Annotated in this window: 17 protein-coding genes; 7 read left to right on the forward strand and 10 right to left on the reverse strand. The window is 71.7% G+C overall.

Annotated features, from left to right (window positions below):
* The first annotated feature begins 1 nt into the window (after position 1).
* The gene (locus ACQRWP_RS30370) at positions 2-1,108 is read left to right on the forward strand and encodes a glycosyltransferase family 9 protein (RefSeq protein ID WP_430499655.1); all 1,107 of its coding nucleotides are present in this window, start codon (positions 2-4) and stop codon (positions 1,106-1,108) included.
* A 1-nt stretch (position 1,109) separates the two neighbouring features.
* Here ACQRWP_RS30370 and ACQRWP_RS30375 read toward each other — a convergent pair whose 3' ends face one another.
* Together ACQRWP_RS30375 and rfaE2 are read right to left on the reverse strand one after the other, a co-directional pair.
* Entirely contained in the window at positions 1,110-1,988 is an 879-nt protein-coding gene (locus ACQRWP_RS30375; RefSeq protein ID WP_430499656.1) for a glycosyltransferase family 2 protein, read from the reverse strand.
* Positions 1,985-3,820 (reverse strand): D-glycero-beta-D-manno-heptose 1-phosphate adenylyltransferase, encoded by a 1,836-nt coding sequence (gene rfaE2, locus ACQRWP_RS30380; protein ID WP_430499657.1) that lies wholly within the window; start codon positions 3,818-3,820, stop codon positions 1,985-1,987. The genes ACQRWP_RS30375 and rfaE2 overlap by 4 nt, the downstream gene beginning before the upstream one ends.
* A 180-nt stretch (positions 3,821-4,000) precedes the next feature.
* Here rfaE2 and ACQRWP_RS30385 point away from each other — a divergent pair, with 180 nt between their 5' ends.
* On the forward strand, positions 4,001-4,543 hold the full coding sequence (locus ACQRWP_RS30385; protein ID WP_430499658.1) for a type 1 glutamine amidotransferase domain-containing protein: 543 nt from the start codon (positions 4,001-4,003) through the stop codon (positions 4,541-4,543).
* Positions 4,544-4,725: 182 nt separating this feature from the next.
* Positions 4,726-6,402 carry an MDR family MFS transporter gene (locus ACQRWP_RS30390; protein WP_430499659.1) on the forward strand — a complete coding sequence of 559 codons (1,677 nt, stop codon included), beginning with the start codon at positions 4,726-4,728 and terminating at the stop codon, positions 6,400-6,402.
* A gap of 53 nt (positions 6,403-6,455) precedes the next feature.
* Here the strand turns inward: ACQRWP_RS30390 and ACQRWP_RS30395 are convergent, their stop codons facing one another.
* A complete protein-coding gene (locus tag ACQRWP_RS30395) occupies positions 6,456-7,088 on the reverse strand; it encodes a TetR/AcrR family transcriptional regulator (protein ID WP_430499660.1) in 633 nt (210 codons plus the stop codon).
* 125 nt (positions 7,089-7,213) lie between these two features.
* Between ACQRWP_RS30395 and ACQRWP_RS30400 the strand changes: the two genes are divergently transcribed.
* Positions 7,214-8,248, forward strand: a complete 1,035-nt coding sequence (locus ACQRWP_RS30400) for an aldo/keto reductase (RefSeq protein WP_430499661.1) — start codon at positions 7,214-7,216, stop codon at positions 8,246-8,248.
* Between the two features lie 20 nt (positions 8,249-8,268).
* Here ACQRWP_RS30400 and ACQRWP_RS30405 read toward each other — a convergent pair whose 3' ends face one another.
* The gene (locus tag ACQRWP_RS30405) at positions 8,269-8,760 is read right to left on the reverse strand and encodes an NUDIX domain-containing protein (RefSeq protein WP_357762795.1); all 492 of its coding nucleotides are present in this window, start codon (positions 8,758-8,760) and stop codon (positions 8,269-8,271) included.
* A gap of 71 nt (positions 8,761-8,831) precedes the next feature.
* Here ACQRWP_RS30405 and ACQRWP_RS30410 point away from each other — a divergent pair, with 71 nt between their 5' ends.
* On the forward strand, positions 8,832-10,466 hold the full coding sequence (locus ACQRWP_RS30410; RefSeq protein ID WP_430503338.1) for a fatty acid--CoA ligase: 1,635 nt from the start codon (positions 8,832-8,834) through the stop codon (positions 10,464-10,466).
* A gap of 183 nt (positions 10,467-10,649) precedes the next feature.
* On the opposite strand, the gene ACQRWP_RS30415 is transcribed toward ACQRWP_RS30410, so the two are convergent.
* From ACQRWP_RS30415 to ACQRWP_RS30440, 6 genes are all read right to left on the reverse strand, one after another.
* Positions 10,650-11,660, reverse strand: coding sequence for an NADPH:quinone reductase (locus ACQRWP_RS30415; protein WP_266303845.1), 1,011 nt, complete (start codon positions 11,658-11,660; stop codon positions 10,650-10,652).
* A 28-nt stretch (positions 11,661-11,688) separates the two neighbouring features.
* On the reverse strand, positions 11,689-12,342 hold the full coding sequence (locus tag ACQRWP_RS30420) for an HAD family hydrolase (RefSeq protein WP_430499662.1): 654 nt from the start codon (positions 12,340-12,342) through the stop codon (positions 11,689-11,691).
* A 32-nt stretch (positions 12,343-12,374) separates the two neighbouring features.
* The gene (locus tag ACQRWP_RS30425; RefSeq protein WP_430503339.1) at positions 12,375-13,202 is read right to left on the reverse strand and encodes an SCO6745 family protein; all 828 of its coding nucleotides are present in this window, start codon (positions 13,200-13,202) and stop codon (positions 12,375-12,377) included.
* Between the two features lie 190 nt (positions 13,203-13,392).
* Complete coding sequence (locus ACQRWP_RS30430; protein WP_430499663.1) at positions 13,393-14,064, reverse strand: FKBP-type peptidyl-prolyl cis-trans isomerase; 672 nt, start codon at positions 14,062-14,064, stop codon at positions 13,393-13,395.
* A 145-nt stretch (positions 14,065-14,209) separates the two neighbouring features.
* Positions 14,210-14,848, reverse strand: a complete 639-nt coding sequence (locus ACQRWP_RS30435) for a DUF4241 domain-containing protein (RefSeq protein WP_430499664.1) — start codon at positions 14,846-14,848, stop codon at positions 14,210-14,212.
* Positions 14,849-14,921: 73 nt separating this feature from the next.
* Positions 14,922-15,956 carry a Ku protein gene (locus tag ACQRWP_RS30440; protein WP_430499665.1) on the reverse strand — a complete coding sequence of 345 codons (1,035 nt, stop codon included), beginning with the start codon at positions 15,954-15,956 and terminating at the stop codon, positions 14,922-14,924.
* 85 nt (positions 15,957-16,041) lie between these two features.
* Between ACQRWP_RS30440 and ligD (ACQRWP_RS30445) the strand changes: the two genes are divergently transcribed.
* Both ligD (ACQRWP_RS30445) and ligD (ACQRWP_RS30450) read left to right on the forward strand, forming a co-directional pair.
* Complete coding sequence (gene ligD, locus ACQRWP_RS30445; protein ID WP_430499666.1) at positions 16,042-16,983, forward strand: non-homologous end-joining DNA ligase; 942 nt, start codon at positions 16,042-16,044, stop codon at positions 16,981-16,983.
* Positions 16,973-17,887 (forward strand): non-homologous end-joining DNA ligase, encoded by a 915-nt coding sequence (ligD, locus tag ACQRWP_RS30450; RefSeq protein WP_430499667.1) that lies wholly within the window; start codon positions 16,973-16,975, stop codon positions 17,885-17,887. Before ligD (ACQRWP_RS30445) ends, ligD (ACQRWP_RS30450) begins: the two co-directional genes overlap by 11 nt.
* The last annotated feature ends 53 nt before the right edge of the window (positions 17,888-17,940 follow it).

Genomic DNA, 17,940 nt, shown 5'->3' on the forward strand with positions numbered 1-17,940 from the left:
GGTGGTCACCCCGTCCGTGCTCGGCCCGACGGCCGAGCGCCTTCCCGACGTGCGGCGGATCGCCGTGCTGCGCGCCAACGCGCTCGGTGACTTCATCTTCGCCCTGCCGGCGCTGGAGGCGTTGCGCAGCGCGTACCCCTCGGCGGAGATCGTGCTGCTCGGGGCGCCGTGGCACGCGAAGCTCTGGCGCGACCGGCCCGGCCCGGTGGACCGGGTGCTGGTGGTGCCGCCGGCCGCCGGCATCCGTACGCCGGAGCCGGGCGAGCCGGAGTCGTCGATCGACGACTTCGTGGCCGCTGCCGCCGGTGCGGAATTCGACCTGGCGGTGCAGATCCACGGCGGTGGTGCCAACTCCAACCCGCTGATCAGTCGGCTCGGTGCCCGGTTGACGGTGGGTCTGCGCGCTGACGACGCGCCGCCGCTGGACCGGTGGCTGCGCTACGTCTACTACCAGCACGAGGTGATCCGCTACCTGGAGGTGGTGGCGCTCGCGGGAGCGCCGGCCACCACCATCACGCCAACGCTGGCGGTGACCGACGCCGACCGGGCTGAGGCCGCCCAGGTGCTCGGCCCGGCGGGCCGTCCCCGGGTGGCATTGCATCCGGGTGCCACCGACACCCGCCGGCGCTGGCCCGCCGAGCGCTTCGCCGAGGTGGCCCGTGCGCTGCACGAGGACGGCTACGAGGTGCTGGTCACCGGCACGCCCTCCGAGCAGGAGGTGGTGGACCGGGTCGTCGCTGCGGCGCAGGTGCCGGTGCGCCCACAGGTGGGCACGCTCAGCCTGGGTGGGTTGGTTGGCTGCTACGCCGACTGCGCGTTGGTCGTCTCGAACGACACCGGCCCGCTGCACCTGGCCGCCGCGGTGGGCGCGCCCACGGTGGGGATCTTCTGGGTCGGCAACCTGATCAACGGGGCCAGCCCGCTGCGGGCCCGGCACCGGCCGATCAGCTCGTGGACGGTGCACTGCCCGGTCTGCGGGGTCGACTGCACACCGGGCATCTACCCGCACCGGCCCGGCGACGGTGAGTGCCCGCACCGGGACTCGTTCGTGACCGACGTACCGGTGATCGAGGTGCTGGAAGCCGCCCGGGAGTTGCTCACCCACTAGTTCAGGCCGGCTGCGGGGTGTCCTCCTCGGCGAGGACGACCTCCCACGCCTCCACGTTCCGGTCGGTGACCGTGGTGGGGGACTCCAGGTGGTACGCGCCGCTGGGCAGGATGCCCGCGCCGCCGTAGCGGGACAACACGGCGAGCTGCGCGGCCACGTCCTCGCCCTGGTGCTTCTCCTGCACCCGCCGCCAGAAGTCGAAGCCACCGGCGTCGACGAGCTTGGCCCGGTCGTAGAGCACGCACCCGCCGATCCAGGAGACCTTGTACGCCCGCCACGCGCCTGGCGGCAGCGCCAACCGCTCGGTGATGTGCAGCAGGTTCGCGGCCGAGTGGATCCGGGCCCGGTCCCACTCCGGGGTGCCGGGTCGGATCCGCTCGGGTGTGGCCGGGCCGGCCCACTCCTCGTAGTGGCCGTGCGATTCCGGCCGTACGTCGTCGGTGTACGAGAGCCCGTGCACGCCGTTGCCGACGAACCCGCAGCCCAGCTCACCGATCGCGGTGACCAGTCGGTGCAGCGCACCCGGTTCCAGCCAGATGTCGTCGTCGAGGCTGAGGACGTATCGGGCAGCCGAGGCGGCGAGCAGGTACGCCCGGTGTTCGGCCAACCCCCGCCGGGGCAGCCGGCGGGTCAGCAGCACCGGGTGACCCCGGTGCCGCAGCGCCCGGACCATGGTGGCCGCGGCGGGATGGGTGTACGCCGGATCCCCGTCGGACTGGTCGCTGACGACCACGCCGAAGCCGGGTACCCCGTCCTGGGCGGCGAGCCCGCCCAGGGTGACGGCCAACTCGGCGGGCCGGTTCCGGGTCGGAATCAGCACGTCGACCAGCCGGTCGGCGCGAAACGCCTCCGGGGTACCGAGGTCGAGGGGGCGGTTCACGACGCCTGGGTGCGGGTGCGCAGCGACGGGTCAGGCTCCCGGTCGTCGAGGTGTGGCGACGGGTCCTGGCTGTGCGACCGGATCCGCTCGATGATCGCGGAGGTGGACCGGTCCGGCACGTACCCCAGGGTGCGCACCTGGCCGCCCAGCCGGCGCACCAGCGGCGCCTCCGGCACCAGTTCCGGCGGATAGTCGCCGCCCTTGACGTACACGTCCGGTCGGACCGCCTCGATCAGCGCGGCGGGTGAGTCCTCCTCGAAGACCACCACGTGGTCCACGCAGGCGAGCGCGGCGAGCAGGGCACCCCGGTCCTCGACCGGGTTGACCGGCCGGTCCGGACCCTTCAGCCGTCGTACGCTGCCGTCCGAGTTGACCGCCACGATGAGCAGGTCGCCCAACGCGCGGGCCTGCTCCAGGTAGCGCACATGCCCGCGATGCAGCACGTCGAAGCAGCCGTTGGTGAAGACCACCGACCGTCCCGCCTCGCGGTACTCGGCGACGATCGCGTCCAACTCGTCGCCGCCGACCAGCGCGGGGTGGCTCGTGGTGTCGGTCGGCTGGTCGAGCGCGGCGAGCAGGTCGTCCCGTCGGCACACGCAGGTGCCGGTGTCCGAGACGGTGATGGTGGCCGCCAGTTGGGCGAGTTGGGCGGCGGTGGGCAGGGGCGCGTCGGCGGCCAGGGCCAACGTCATCGCCGCCAGGTACGCGTCGCCGGCGCCCACGGCGTGGCTCGCCGGCACCGGGGTGCTGTGGCTGCGTCGTGGCTCCCCGTCGGCGCCGCCGACCACCGCACCCTCGGTGTCCAGTGTCACCGCGACCACGTCGGCACCGGTGTGCGCACGCAGTTCGGCCAGCCGCGACTCGGCCAGGACGGCCCGGTCGACGCCCTCCCCGGCCCGGGTGTTCACTGTGACGCCGGTGCCGGTGACGCTGAGCCCGTCGCCGGTGAGGGCGACCCGTCCCTCGCCCGGGGTGGGCTCGCCGACCGGTCCCGGGCGGTCGGCCCGGGCCACCTCGGCGGCCGTGTCTTCCGCGCGTATCGCGCCCGGTGCCGCGCCGACGGTCATTTCGGAGGGCCCGTCGACCGGGTCGCCGTCCGGGTGTTCCAGGTGCAGTTCGGTCCCGCCGGTCGGTCGGGTCGTACCGCCCGCGCGGGCCAACAGCCGGGTCGCCTCGGCGAAGCTGGGGGTGACCACGGTCGGCGCGAGGCCCCGCCAGTCGGCCAGGTCGTGGGCGTCCAGCGCGACCGTGGCGTACCGCTGGCGGTTCTCGACCAGCCACGCGCGGACCGGCGCGGGCAGCGCGCCCAGGCCGTAGTCGCAGACCACCAGGGTCGGCGCCTCCCCACCGGCGGCGGCGCGCAACTCCTCGGTGGCGCAGCTCAGGGCGGTGAGCAGCCGGGTCACCCCGTCGTGGTCCAGGGCGTCCTCCGGGTCGCCGGAGTCCTCACGCAGCAGGATCTGGTTGCCGGCCAACATCCGCCGCTTGACCGGGGTGGGTCGCCCAGGCTGGTTGACAGTGCGGTCCCAGACGCTCGCGCGGTCCAGGCAGTCGTGCAGTTCGTCCCCGGCGACGTCGGCGCCGACCGGTGCCACCAGCACCGCCCGTCCGCCGAGGGCGGCGACGTTGACGGCGGTGTTCGCGGCCCCACCGGCTGCGGAGATCCGTCGGCGCAGGGTGAGGACCGGGGCGGGCGCCTCCCGGCAGAGCCGGTCGGAGTCGGCGAACCGCCATTCGTCCAACATGGCGTCACCGACGATCAGGACGGGGCGTCCGAGCCAGCTCTCCACGACGCTGGCGAACCGGCGCTGTTCCGCTGCTGCTCCTGCCATGCCTCCCCGGGTCCCCAGCGGCCTGGCGGACAAACCTGCGCGCCGACCGGTCCCGCCGCTGGTCAGGCGGCCTTCGACGGCCCTTGACCGGTCCGAACCAGTCCGAACCTGTCCGACCTGTTTCGGGCGTTCGAGGGCGGGAAGGGGATTGAGGTACCCCCGGAAAGGAGATGTACCGAGATGGCAGCGACATTGCAGGGCAAGCGGATCGCCTTCCTGGCCGCCGATGGCGTCGAGGAGGTCGAGTACGTCCAACCACGCGAGGCGGTCGAGAACGCCGGCGCGACGGCCGAGCTGGTCTCGCTGAAGCCCGGCTCCATCCAGTCCTTCAACCACCTGGACCACTCCAAGACGTACGACGTGGACGTGACCGTCGACAAGGCAGACGCCGCCGGCTACGACGCGTTGGTGCTGCCCGGAGGGGTGGCGAACCCGGACTTCCTGCGGGGCGACCCGGACGCGGTGCGGTTCGTGAAGGCGTTCTTCGACGCGGGCAAGCCCGTCGGGGTGATCTGTCACGGCCCGTGGACGCTGATCGAGGCGGACGTGGTGCGCGGTCGGCGGATCACCTCCTGGCCCACCCTGCGTACCGACCTGACCAACGCCGGAGCCACCTGGGTGGACGAGGAGTGCGTCACCGACGGCAATCTGACCAGCAGCCGCAAACCCGACGACCTCCCCGCCTTCTGCGCAGCAATCACCAAAACCTTCGCCACCCCCTGACCCCTGCCCCTCCGCCCCACCCTTCCCCCGTTGATCAAGAGGTTTGCGTCACGAAACCGCCGTCCGTCCTGACGCAAATCTCTTGATCAACGCCAGGACGCGGGAGCGCGAGGAGGCTGCGGTAGGGGTTGGTTTTTTGGTGGTTCCGCGCATGTTCTGCGGCTCGCGGGATAGAAGGGCACATGACCACCGAAGCCTCAGATGCGCCGGTGCTGAACCGTCAGCAGATCCGGCTGCTCATGTTCGGCCTGATGACCGGCATGCTGCTGGCCGCACTCGACCAGACCATCGTTGGTACGGCGCTGCCGACCATCGTGGGCGAGCTGGGCGGAATCAACCACTACTCCTGGGTGGTCACCGCGTACCTGCTCGCCTCGACCGCGTCGACGCCGCTCTACGGCAAGATGGCCGACCTGTACGGGCGTCGGCCGGTCTTCCTCTTCTCGATCGGCACGTTCCTGCTCGGGTCGTTGCTGGCCGGGTTGTCGCAGAACATGACCCAGCTGATCGTCACCCGGGGTATCCAGGGTCTCGGCGCCGGTGGTCTGTTGACGCTCGCGTTCACCATCATCTCGGACGTGGTGTCACCCCGGGAGCGTGGCCGCTACCAGGGGCTGTTCGGCGCGGTCTTCGGGATCTCGTCGGTCGCCGGGCCGCTGGTGGGCGGTTACTTCGCGGAGACCGACTGGCGGTGGATCTTCTACATCAACGTGCCGCTGGCGATCCTGGCGATCGTCGTCTGCTACCACGTGATGCGGTTGATCCCGTTCGAACGTCGGGACCACTCGATCGACTGGCTCGGCGCCGGCCTGCTGGTGGCCGGGGTGAGTTCCCTGCTGCTCGCGCTGAGCTGGGGCGGCAACGAGTACGCCTGGGGCTCCGGCGTGATCATCACACTCTTCGTCGTCGGTGCGGTGCTGGGGGTGCTCTTCGTCCTCCAGGAGGCCCGGGTGGCCGAGCCGATCCTGCCGCTGCGGCTGTTCCGGAACGCCACCTTCGCGTTGGCCAACTCGGCCCTGCTCATCATCGGTCTGGTGATGTTCGGTTCGATCATCTTCATCCCGCTGTACCTGCAGATCGTGAAGGGCGCCTCGCCGACCCGAAGCGGTCTGCTGATGCTGCCGATGATGGCCGGCATCATCATCACCTCGATCCTGACCGGCCGCGCGATGACCCGGATCGGTCGGTACAAGTGGTTCCCGGTGGCCGGTTCGGTGACCCTGCTGGTCGGCATGTTCCTCTTCACCCAGTTGGAGGTGGCCACCTCGCTCTGGGTCGCGTTCGGGTTCATGGTGGTGATCGGCGTCGGGTTGGGTCTGTGTATGCAGTCGCTGATCCTGGCGGTGCAGAACGCGGTCTCGGTACGCGACCTGGGTGCTGGCACCTCCTCGGCGACCTTCTTCCGGTCGCTGGGCGGATCGTTCGGGGTGGCGATCCTCGGCACTGTGCTCTCGTCCCGGCTGACCGGCGGGCTCGCCGACCGGTTGCCCGGCGCGATCGCGCAGCTGCCGCCGCAGGAGCAGGCCGCCGTGGCGGCGAGTGGCGGCGCCAACATCTCGATCAACGACCCGGCCACCATCCTGGCCCTGCCGGGGCCGGTGCGCGCTGCCATCCAGGGCGCCTTCGTCGACGCGCTGGACATGGTCTTCCTGACCGCCGGCCTGATCGCGATCGTGGCGGTGCTGGTCACCCTGACGCTTCCCAACACGCAGCTGCGGGGTGCCGGCCCGAAGGGTGCCACCGGTGGCGCCGACCCGCTCGGCGGCGAGGCCCCGGCTCCGGGCGGCAAGCCGTTGACCCGTGAGTCCAAGGAGGAGGCCGCCGCCGACATGGAGGCCAAGTCCCAGACGATGATCTGAGTGTCTCGACGCCGACCGCCCCGGACCGCTCCGGGGCGGTCGGCGTCAGCCGGTCAGGCGGGGCGACGGTAGGCGCCGTACCACCAGGTCGCGGCCAACTCCCGGGCGGCCGCCGCGTCGGTCTCGGGGTCTGCCGAGGCCGTGCTGACGTGGTCGGCCAGGAAGCGGTCGCCGCCGATCACGATCAGCCGGCTGGCCGCCGTCACGTCCAGGTCGGCGGGGGTACGCCCGGCCTGCTGCTCGATCCGGAGCGCGTCGATGGTGCGGGCCACGAACTGCTCCAGCCCGGCCGCCCAGTACTCCCGGACCACCTCGTCGTAGGCGGCGACCTCGCTGACCGCGGCCAGCACCGGGGCGTACGTCCGGTATATCCGGATCACGTCGGCGAAGACCTCGGTGAGCCGCGCGAGCGGGTCGCCGGGGCCGCCCGGGTCCCAGTCGCCGGTGCGGTCGAACGAACTCTCCCGCATGGTGCCCGCGAGGCGCATGAGCAGCTCTGTCTTGTCCCGGAAGTGGGTGTAGAAGGTCGACCGCGCCACACCGGCCTCGGCGGCGATCCGCTGCACGCCGAGGTCGGTGAAGCGGATCCCCTCCTTCAGGAGTCGTTCGGTGGCCGCCAGCACCCGCGCTTCGACTGCCGCGCGTCCGTCGGGGTTGCGCGGGCGGCGGCGGGTGATCGAGGGCATAGCCGGAATCCTAGGTGGCCGGGGGTCGGGTGGGCGACGTACGCTCGTTGCCGGACACAGTGTCCGACATAGTGACCACGGAGTGCCCGACCTCGGCCTCCGACCCACCACGAGGAGCAATACACGTGAAGTACCGACTGCTGGGCACCACCGGGGTGTACGTCTCGGAGATCTCGCTCGGCGCGATGACCTTCGGCGGCAGCGGGCACCCGCTCTGGGGCACCCTGGGTGGGCTGGCGCTGCCCGAGGTGCAGCGGCTGGTGGACACCGCGCTGGACGCGGGCGTCAACTTCGTCGACACCGCCGACGGCTACAGCGACGGCGAGAGCGAGGAGCTGCTCGGCAAGGCGCTCGGCAAGCGGCGTCGCGACGTCGTACTGGCGACGAAGGTGCACTCCCGGACGGGCCCCGGACCGAACGACGTCGGCACCTCCCGGCTGCACATCATGCAGAACCTGGAGGACAGCCTGCGCCGGCTGGGCACCGATCACATCGACCTGTACCAGATCCACAACTTCGACCACATCACTCCCATGGAGGAGATGCTGCGCGCGCTCGACGACGCGGTCCGGCAGGGCAAGGTCCGCTACATCGGCGCCGCCAACTTCGCCGCCTGGCAGATCTCCAAGGCGCTGGGCATCTCCGCGCGGGAGAACCTGGCCGGGTTCGTCTCGGTGCAGGAGTACTACTCCCTGCTGGGCCGGGACGTGGAGCGCGACGTGGTGCCGATGGCGCTCAACGAGGGTGTCGGGCTGACCGTGTGGAGCCCGCTCGCCGGTGGTTTCCTCTCCGGCAAGGTCAGCCGGGACGGCGCCGTCGCCGACAGTGGCGCGCGTAGCGCCCAGCCCGGTTACGCCAGCTTCACCCCGTTCGACCCCGAGCACGCCTTCGGGGTGGTCGACGTGCTCAAGGGTGTCGCCGAGCGGCACGAGGTCAGCCCGGCCCGGGTGGCGGTCGCCTGGCTGCTGTCCCGGCCGGCGGTGACCAGCGTGATCGTCGGTGCCCGTAAGCAGGAGCAGTTGGTCGACAACATCGCCGCAACGGACCTCACCCTGACCGCGGAGGATCTCACCGAGCTGGACGAGGCCACCAAGCTGCCGGTCGCATACCCGAACTGGATCCAGGAAGGGTTCTTCGCCGGGCTCCGCCTGCCGCAGTGAGGCACGGCCCCGGGGCCGCCCTACTTGAGGATGAGCCGGTTGGTCTGCTCGAAGACGTCCAGGTCGGCCAGGGTCTCGACGACCGAGGTGGAGAGTGGGGCGGGGAACCGGTCGCGGGCGAAGAAGCCGGCGTCGGTGGTCTCGTCGGTGACCCGGGCCAACTGCCCGTCCCACTCCTCCACCTTGAACGCGGTCGTGAACACCTGGTACGTGTGGCCGTACATGTTGGTGCTCGTCCGGTCGGGGCCGGTGTAGAGGGCGAATGCGCAGACCCGCAGGGCGCGCAGCCCGGTTTCCTCGCGGACCTCGCGTACCGCGCAGTCGGCGATCGACTCGCCCAGCTCCATCGCGCCGGCCGGCATGGCCCACTGGCCGTTGTCCGAGCGTTTGATCAGCAGGATGCGGCCGGCGTCGTCGTTGACCACGGCTCGGGCGCCGACGAACATCAGCGTCCGGTCCCCGGCGAGCGCGCGCAACTGCCCCACGTATGAGTCGGCCCAGGAGATGCTCACCTGCGACAACTTACGGGGGTTCCCAACGTGTGACCGCCGACACTAGCTTGTTACCCATGCGTAGCACGATGATGGACGCCCCTCTGCAGATCTCCCGGATCCTCGACCACGGTGCAGGGGTGCACGGCACGGCCGAGGTGGTCACCTGGACGGGCGCCGAACCCCGCCGGATGACGTATGCCGAGGTGGGCCGGGCCGCCGCCCGGCTGGCACACGGGCTGCGCGACGAGTGTGGGGTGACCGGCGACGAGCGGGTCGCCACCTTCATGTGGAACAACAACGAGCACCTGGTCGCCTACTTCGCGGTGCCGAGCATGGGTGCGGTGCTGCACACGCTCAATATCCGGCTCTTCCCCGACCAGGTCGTCTACATCGCCAACCACGCCGAGGACCGGGTGGTGCTCGTCGACAGCACGCTCATCCCGCTGCTGGCCCGGGTGATCGGTGAGCTGACCACTGTGCGGCATGTCGTGGTGGTCGGCGGCGGCGACCCGGCGCCGCTGGTGGCGGCGGCCGGCGACCGGATCGCGGTGCACCACTGGGACGCGTTGCTCGCCGACCGGCCGGACACGTACGACTGGCCCGAGGTCGACGAGCGCGACGCCGCCGCGCTCTGTTACACCTCGGGCACCACCGGCAACCCGAAGGGCGTGGCCTACTCGCACCGGTCGATCTATCTGCACTCGTTGCAGGTCTGCATGCCGGAGGGTTTCGGTCTCGGGCCGACCGACCGCGAGTTGGCCATCGTGCCGATGTTCCACGCCATGTCCTGGGGCCTGCCCTACGCGGCCTTCCTCTCCGGCGCATCGCTGATCATGCCGGACCGGTTCCTCCAGGCCGCGCCGATCGCCGAGATGATCGTCGCCGAGCGGCCCACCCTGGCCGGTGCGGTGCCGACCATCTGGACCGACCTGCTGGCCTACCTGGACACCCACGATGTGGACACCTCCTCGCTCGGTGAGGTGATCGTCGGCGGCTCGGCGTGCCCGCCGGCGCTGATGCACGCGTTCGACGAGCGGCACGGGATCGACGTCATTCACGCTTGGGGGATGACCGAGATGTCCCCGCTGGGGTCGGTCTCGCGTCCGCCTGCCGGTGCGACCGGTGAGCAGGCCTGGCGCTACCGCTACACCCAGGGGCGGGTGCCGGCGGGCGTGCAGGCGCGGATCGTCGGCCCGTCGGGCGACCCGATGCCCGCCGACGGCACGGCCGTGGGCGAGCTGGAGGTTCGTGGGCCGTGGGTGACCGCCCGGTACGTCGGTGACGACGCCCCGGACGAGGAGAAGTTCCGCGACGGCTGGCTGCGTACCGGCGACGTGGGCACCCTCTCGCCGGACGGGTACATCAACCTGACCGACCGCGCCAAGGACGTGATCAAGTCCGGGGGTGAGTGGATCTCGTCGGTGGAGTTGGAGAACGCGCTGATGGCCCACCCGGCGGTGCTGGAGGCGTGCGTGGTGGGGGTCCCGGACGAGCGGTGGGACGAACGTCCGCTGGCGACAGTGGTGGTTCGGGAGGGCGCTTCGGTGACCGCCGAGGAGTTGCGGGACTTCCTGGCCGGGTCGGTGGCGCGCTGGCAGTTGCCCGAGCGCTGGGCGTTCATCGACACGGTGCCGAAGACCAGCGTCGGCAAGTTCGACAAGAAGGTCGTCCGTTCGCGGTACGCCGGGGGTGAGCTGACTGTCCGGGAGCTGACAGCCCCGTAACGTTTCCCCCGGCACTGTCGCCTGTTGGGGCGGGAGTACTCCTAAACCCTCCCCAGGGGCGGCCCCGGCGTTCGCACCGCGCCGGGGCCGCCCGCTCCACGCGGGGTGACCCGCACCGTCATTGTTGCGAAAATTGTTCGCTTCTGTCCTGCTGACGGGGAAATCGGGTGGTCAGCGACCCGATCAGGCGTCGCTGGTGGTGATGAGCACCTTGCCCACCGTCGAGTCCTCCACCGCCTGGTGCGCCGCTGCCGCCTCGGCCAGCGGGTAGTAGTGCAGCGGCAGACCGGCGTCCGCGCCGACCCGGATGCCACCCTGGCTGGCCGCCGCCGCCACGTCCTTCACGCCCTGCGCCTTGGCCGCCTTCGGCTCGGTGTAGACCAGCACGAACTGCCAGCGGGCGTTCGGCGCCATCATCGCTCGGATCGGGATGCTCACCTCATCCCCGCCGTTGTCGGCGTACATGCAGACCGCGCCGCCGTGCCGCAGCACCCGTACGTCGACCGAGGCGTTGCGGGCAGGGGAGACCTCCACGATCGTGTGCACCCCGTCGGGGGCGATCTTGTGGACCTCCTCGACCACGTCCTGCTCCCGATAGTTGATCACAAAGGAGGCGCCGGCCGAGGCAGCGAGCTGCGCCTTCTCCGCGCTGCTCACCGTGGCGATCACCGTGGCGTCGGCCCAGCGGGCGAGCTGGATCGCGGCGTTGCCGACCGCGCCCGCGCCGCCCTGCACCAGCACCGTGTGATCCGCCAGCGCGCCGGCCCGCAGTGTGTCCGGCATGAACTCGCCAGCGGTCAGACAGCGGTGCGCGGTGAGGAACGGGATGCCCAGGGCTGCGCCCAGCTCGAACGGGGCGGCGCCGAGGCGCACCGCCTGCCGGACCGGCACCAGCGTGTACTCCGCCGTCGTGCCCCACTGTCGCTGCCAGGCGGCCTCCCAGACCCACACCCGCTCACCGATCAGGTCGGGGTCGACCCCCTCGCCGACCGCCTCGACCACCCCCGCGCCGTCCTGCCCGGGGATCTGCCACCCGTTCGGCGGGGCGTTGCGGCGGGACTTCCAGTCGGTCGGGTTCACCCCGGAGACCGCCATCCGCACCAGTACCTCGCCCGCGCCCGGCTCCGGCACCGGCCGGTCGACCAGATCGAGCACCGAAGGGTCGCCGTTGCGCTCGTACACGATGGCCTTCATCCGTGGTCTCTACCCGGCTCGACCCCTGTCAACCCAGCTCGTCCACCAGCTCCGGGGTCAGCTCACCGATCGCGTCCAGCGTCACCACGGCCAGCCCGGCGGCGTCCGGATCGAGCGGGTACGAGCCGTGCGGCACCGCCACCACCCGCATCTCCGCCGCCGCGGCGGAGCGCACACCGTTGGACGAGTCCTCCACCGCCACACAGCGGGTCGGGTCGACGCCGAGGCGCTGCGCCACGCTCAGGTACACGTCCGGTGCGGGCTTGCCCCGCTCGGTCTGCTCGGTGGAGAGGGTCGCGCCGAACGCGTCGGTCAGGCCGGTCGCCGCCAGCGCCGCCTCGATCAGCCGGGTCGGCGACGAACTGGCCAACCCGAGCGGCCACCGCGCGGCCAGCCGGCGCACGACCTGGTCGGCGCCGTCGATGAGGGGTACGTGCTCCCGGTAGCGTCGGGTCATCTCCTCGACCACCTCGACGGCGACCTGCTCGGCGGTGCGGTCGACGCCCAGCTCTCCGCTGAGGTAGTCGGCCCACTCACCGGTGCTCATCCCCATCAGACGGCGTTGCGTGTCCGGCTGCCACGTCCCGCCGTGCGCCGCCACGTACGCCCGGCGGACCTCCTCCCACACCGGCTCGGAATCCACGATCACGCCGTCCAGGTCGAAGACCACCGCATCAGTCACGGGCCCATCCTGCCCGACCGGTGGGTGCCCGGTCAGCTGGGCAACGCGGGCAGACCGAGCGGGCTGCTCGCGGGGAGCAGGGTGTGGCCGGACCGGGCGATCGGCTCCAGCAGCTCCCGGAGCCGGTCCGTGTCGTGGGCGCCGAGGGCCTGCCACGGGTGCGCGGCGGCCCGGTCGGTGGCGTCCTCGATGGCCTGGAACTCGGCCCGGGCGTGGTCGGTGGCCGCACCGTCCCCGGTGAGCCAACCCCGCTCGGTGAGCCGCTCGCGGGCGGCGTGCCACTGCTCCTCGGACCAGCCTCGTCCCAGCAGGTACTGCGGCGGTGAACCGTCCAGCGCGACCCGCCCGGTCAGCGTCTCCACCGGGTCCAGGCCGGCGGCCACCAGCGCGGCCACGTGCCCGTCCCCCCGGTGCTCGCGCAGCGTCGTGGCGGCCTGCCAGAGCCGGGCCAGCGGGTACTCGCCGGCCGGGAGGGCCGCGTTGGCGGCGCCGAGCACCCGGCCGGCGGTCTGCGCCGCCGCGGCGGCCCGCTCCAGCAGGTCGGCGGCCTCCACCAGGTGCGACTCCGGAAGCTCGTAGGTCAGCTCGGCGAGCGCCTGCACCGCACCGGTCAGACGGGCGCGCAGCGCCTCCTGCGGGGTGGCCAACCGCCACACCGCCGGCAGCGCACGGGCCACCATCGGCGGCGCGAAGTTGAAGAAGGCGGCGATCACCGGGGCCGCCTCGGCGGCTCCCAGCGGCGCGGCACGGCCGGCGAAATAACCGCGCCAGTAACCGCGCAGCCCGACCGCCTCGTACGCGGCCCGGGCCCGGGGGTGGAGGTAGGTGACCGTGTGCACCGGCTCGAAGTAAGCCCACATCGACCGGGCGGTCCGCCCAGGCTCGTCCAGCGCCGTCACATGCACCTCCGCGTCCCAGGTTCCGGATGCTCACCCCGGGCGGCGAACCGCCCGGGGTGACGCCGAACCTACTGCCGCTGGGTGACGGGCCGGAAGCCCCATGTGAACAACTCCATCGCGTCCCGGCGACAACCGGGACGACCCGGACAGGTCACTGGGCGGCGAGCACGTCCACCACAAAGCGCAGCGGACCGGTCGGACGTCCACCGGCGGCGGCCTCGTCGTTGCCGTACGCCAGCTCGCCCGGGATGTCGAGCTGCACCCGGCTGCCCACGGTCACCCCGACCAGACCCTGGTCCCAGCCGGGAATGACCTGGCCGACGCCGATCGGGAAGGTGGCCGGCTGCCCGGCCTTCCAGGAGGAGTCGAACTCCTTGCCGTCCTTGAAGAACACCCCCACGTAGTTGGTGGTGATGTTCTGGCCCTTCTGCACGGCCGGGCCCTTGCCCTTGATCAGCGGCGTGACCGTGAGCTTCTTGAGCTCGCCCGTGCCCGGCGTCACCGCCGGCTTGGTGCCCAGCGCCGGATCGGCGCCCTCGGGCAGCTGCGGAGCGGGGGGCGCGCCGGCCTCGTCGGGGGCCGGGGCGGAGGCGGACGGGGTCGCGTCGGCCTGGTTCTTGGGCTTGTCGTCGCCCCCGCCGATCGTCACGAAGACGCCGATCAGCACCCCGACCACGGCGACGGCGGCGAGGCCGCTGGCCCACGCGTTGCGCTTGCGCCTCGCGTCGGCGGCCTTCTTCTCCGCCAACTGGGCGGCCAGGCGGCGCCCCGACTTGGTTGCCGGGCTCTGGTCCGGGCCCGTCTGCTGCGTCCGCTCGCTCACGTCGTCGACTCCCTGCTGCGAAGTGTGGCCGGCACCCGGTGCCGGGGGGAAAGCCGACGCACACGGTACCCGCACCGCGGCCTACCGTGCCCGCCGCGGACGCCTCGGATCGCCCAGCGCGGCACTTCCGGAGCTTCCCGGGCGGTTATTCCGGGACGACCATGAAGTCGGTCACGAACGAGGTGACCCGGCCGTCGGCGGCACGGCCGATCCAGGTGCCGTAGCAGCCGTCGCCCCAACCCGTGGACACGGTGACGACGTTGGCGCCGCTGGCCTCGTCCAACACGGCGGTGATCAGCCCCGGGACCGGGGACGATGGCAGCTCGGCCGGGATGAAGACCTCCTCGACCCGGTCCTCGTCCCAGCCCTCCAGGACGGCGAGCGCGGTCGGGTCGGCGAAGGTGCCGACGCCGGCGTCCACCCCGTAGCCGAAGTAGTCGTCAGCGCCGAGCGTGGCGACGTCCTGGTCGCCCGCGACGGCCGGCTCCCAGCGGATCGTCGGCTCAGCCGAGACGACCAGCTCCAGCGCGGCGACCCGCCGGTCCACCTCGGCATCCTCCCGGAGCACCACCGCCACCCAGGCGCGGGCGGGATGCCGCCCCGGCGGCACGGTCACCGTGAACGGCTCGGCCTCCGGGCAGACCAGCGGGTCACACCCGACCACGCGGCCGGTCGGCAACACGATGTCGCCCACCGGGTGGACCTCGATCAGGTATCCGCCGTGCTGGTCGGTGAAGCGGGCGCCGGGCGTCAGCAACCGGTCCAGATCAGGGGTGTACGGCATGGGGGCTCCTCCGGTCGCCAGCGGCCGGCGGAGCGTACCCGGCGAGGCGGACACCGCCGCCGCTGCCGTACGGTCAGGCGCTCTTGCGGGGTGCGGTCTTGCGCGCGGCCGTCTTCTTCGCCGGCTCCGCCTTCTTGGCAGCGGTCTTCTTGGCGGCGGTCTTCTTCGCCGGCTCCGCCTTCTTCTCGGCCGTCTTCTTCGCCGCGGTCTTCTTCGCGGGTGCCTTGGCTGCCTTCTTCTCGGCTGCCTTCTGCGCCGACCGCGCCGACGAGATGGGCGTCGGCTCGCCGCCGCCACCACCGCCACCGCCACCACGGGCTGGCTGCTCGCCGCGAGCCGCCTTGGCGCGCTCCACCGAGGCCTTCAACGCCGCCATCAGGTCCACCGCCGCGGCCGGGGCCTCCTCGACCTCCTCCGGCTGGACGACCTCCCGACCCTCCACCTTGGCGTCGATGACCTCCTGCAACGCGGCCCGGTAGTCGTCGGTGAAGACGTCCGGCTCGAACTCGCCGGTCATCGAGTCGATCAGTGAGCTGGCCATGGCCAGCTCCGGCGGGCGCACCTTGAGGTCCTCGTCGAGGAAACCGAAGTCCGGGGTACGGATCTCGTCCGGCCAGAGCATGGTGTTGAGCAGCAGCACACCCTCGCGGACCCGCAGCGTGGCAAGCTGCTCCCGCTGGCGCAGCGCCACCTTGACGATGGCCACCCGCTCCGAGTCGATGAGCGCGTCGCGCAGCAGCACGTACGGCTTGGTCGCCGCGCCCTCCGGCTCGAGAAAGTAAGCCTTGTTGTAGAGGATCGGGTCGACCTGCTCGGCCGGCACGAACTCCAGTACGTCGATGGCGCGGGAGCTGGTCAACGGCAGGTCGGCGAAGTCCTCGTCGGTGAGGATCACCATTTCGCCGCCGCCGATGTCGTAGCCCTTGGCGATGTCGTCGTAGGTGACCTCTTCGCCGCAGACCGAGCAGGTGCGCTTGTAGCGGATCCGGCCGCCGTCCTCGCGGTGCACCTGGTGGAACCGAATGTCCTTCTCCTCGGTCGCGGAGTAGAGCTTCACCCCGATCGAGACGAGCCCGAACGACACGGCTCCCTTCCAGATGGCACGCATCCTGCGCTCCCTTCCCCGGTATCGACCATGCTCGCATCCGAAAGAACCGGACGCGAGGTGTTCGGGCTGCTACTACAGTCGGGTCGTGCCCGGCGCGCCGCTCAAGCCGATGCTCGCGATGACCGGGCCGCTCCCGGCGGGTGACGGCTGGGCGTACGAGTTCAAGTGGGACGGCGTCCGCGCCCTGGCCGACATCTCCAACGGCGGTCAGCACCTGTATGCCCGTTCCGGCGTGGAGATCACCGCCGCGTACCCGGAGTTGGCCACCCTGCCCGAGCAGGTCGACGACGCGCTGCTCGACGGTGAGGTGGTGCTGCTCGGCCAGGGCGGGCAGCCGTCCTTCACCGCGCTGGCCGAGCGGATGCACGTCCGGGACCGGGCCAAGGCCGCCCGGTTGGCCGCCGTCATGCCGGTGACGTACATGATCTTCGACCTGCTCCGGCTGAACGGTGACGACCTGACCGGCTGGCCGTACGAGCGCCGCCGGGAGGCGCTGGACGCGCTCGCGCTCGGTGGCCTCCGGTGGGCGGTGCCGCCGATGTTCACCGACGGGCCGGCCACCTACGAGGCGGCCGGCGAGCACGGCCTGGAGGGGGTGATGGCCAAGCGGGTCGGGGCCGTCTACCGCCCGGGGGTGCGCTCGCCGGACTGGGTGAAGGTCAAGCTGGAGGTGACCGGCGACTTCGTCATCGGCGGTTGGCGACCGGGTGCCCGCCGGATCGGCGGGCTGCTGGTCGGGGTGCCCGGCCCGGACGGCCGACTGATCTACCGGGGTCGGGTCGGCGGCGGGATCGGCGCGGCCATCGAGCGGCAGCTCCTCGCCGAGCTGGAACCACTGCGCTCCGGCGTGTCACCGTTCGCGCCGGGTGTGCCGCGCGAGGATGCGCGGGGCGCCATCTGGGTAACACCCCAGGTGGTGGTGGAGGTGAAGTACGGCCAGCGCACCCCCGACGGCCGGCTGCGCTTCCCCCGGGTGCTGCGGTTGCGCCCGGACAAGCCTCCGGAGGAGGTCGACGATGCCGGCTGAACGGCTACGGGTGGACGTCGAGGGCCGCGCGCTGGAGTTGTCCAACCTGGACAAGGTGCTCTACCCGGCGGCCGGGTTCACCAAGGGTGAGGTGATCGACTACTACACCCGGATCTCCCCGGTGCTGCTGCCGCACCTGCGGGACCGTCCGGTCACCCGGATCCGCTACCCCAACGGGGTGGACGACAAATCGTTCTTCGAGAAGAACACACCGGCCGCGACCCCGGACTGGGTGCGGGTGGAGAACCTGCCGGCGCCCGGTTCGACGAAGGGCCGGGAGACCATCGACTACGTGGTCGCCGACGACCTTCCCACCCTGGTCTGGCTGGCCAACCTGGCCGCGTTGGAGCTGCACACGCCGCAGTGGAAGGTGGGCGAACATCCGGACATGATGGTCGTCGACCTGGACCCGGGGCCGCCGGCCGGGCTCGCCGAGTGTTGCCCGGTGGCGGTCCTGATGCGCGACCGCCTCGCCGACGACGGCATCGATTCGTACCCGAAGACGTCCGGCAAGAAGGGCATGCAGCTCTGCTGCCCGATCGCCGGCACCCAGTCCTCCGACCTCGTCTCCGACTACGCCCGACGGATCGCCCAGGAGCTGGAGAAGGCCCACCCGACGCTGATCGTGTCGAAGATGGCGAAGAACCTCCGCCCGGGCAAGGTCTTCATCGACTGGAGCCAGAACAACGCGGCGAAGACCACAGTGGCGCCGTACTCGCTGCGGGCCCAGTCGGTGCCGTCGGTGTCGACGCCGCTGACCTGGGACGAGGTCGAGGCCGGCGCGCGCGGCCGGAAGCCGGCCGTCCGCCAGTTCACCGCCGCCGAGGTCCTGGCCCGGGTCGAGGAGTACGACGACCTGCTCGGCCCCCTGCTCGACGGCGGCCCGGAACTGCCCGCCCGCTGACGGGTTCCGACACCGTCCGGAAGACGCGAAACAGCGCGGCCCGGCGTCCACCC

The organism is Micromonospora trifolii, from assembly GCF_050516465.1.
Classification (GTDB): Bacteria; Actinomycetota; Actinomycetes; order Mycobacteriales; family Micromonosporaceae; genus Micromonospora; species Micromonospora trifolii.

What these genes read in the sequence shown, in the direction of transcription:
- rfaE2 (WP_430499657.1), bottom strand. Translation starts at nt 3,820, where the DNA reads ATGGCAGGAGCAGCAGCGGAACAGCGCCGGTTCGCCAGCGTCGTGGAG.
- ACQRWP_RS30385 (WP_430499658.1), top strand. Translation starts at nt 4,001, where the DNA reads ATGGCAGCGACATTGCAGGGCAAGCGGATCGCCTTCCTGGCCGCCGAT.
- ACQRWP_RS30390 (WP_430499659.1), top strand. Translation starts at nt 4,726, where the DNA reads ATGACCACCGAAGCCTCAGATGCGCCGGTGCTGAACCGTCAGCAGATC.
- ACQRWP_RS30395 (WP_430499660.1), bottom strand. Translation starts at nt 7,088, where the DNA reads ATGCCCTCGATCACCCGCCGCCGCCCGCGCAACCCCGACGGACGCGCG.
- ACQRWP_RS30410 (WP_430503338.1), top strand. Translation starts at nt 8,832, where the DNA reads ATGGACGCCCCTCTGCAGATCTCCCGGATCCTCGACCACGGTGCAGGG.
- ACQRWP_RS30415 (WP_266303845.1), bottom strand. Translation starts at nt 11,660, where the DNA reads ATGAAGGCCATCGTGTACGAGCGCAACGGCGACCCTTCGGTGCTCGAT.
- ACQRWP_RS30425 (WP_430503339.1), bottom strand. Translation starts at nt 13,202, where the DNA reads ATGTGGGCTTACTTCGAGCCGGTGCACACGGTCACCTACCTCCACCCC.
- ACQRWP_RS30435 (WP_430499664.1), bottom strand. Translation starts at nt 14,848, where the DNA reads ATGCCGTACACCCCTGATCTGGACCGGTTGCTGACGCCCGGCGCCCGC.
- ACQRWP_RS30440 (WP_430499665.1), bottom strand. Translation starts at nt 15,956, where the DNA reads ATGCGTGCCATCTGGAAGGGAGCCGTGTCGTTCGGGCTCGTCTCGATC.
- ligD (WP_430499667.1), top strand. Translation starts at nt 16,973, where the DNA reads ATGCCGGCTGAACGGCTACGGGTGGACGTCGAGGGCCGCGCGCTGGAG.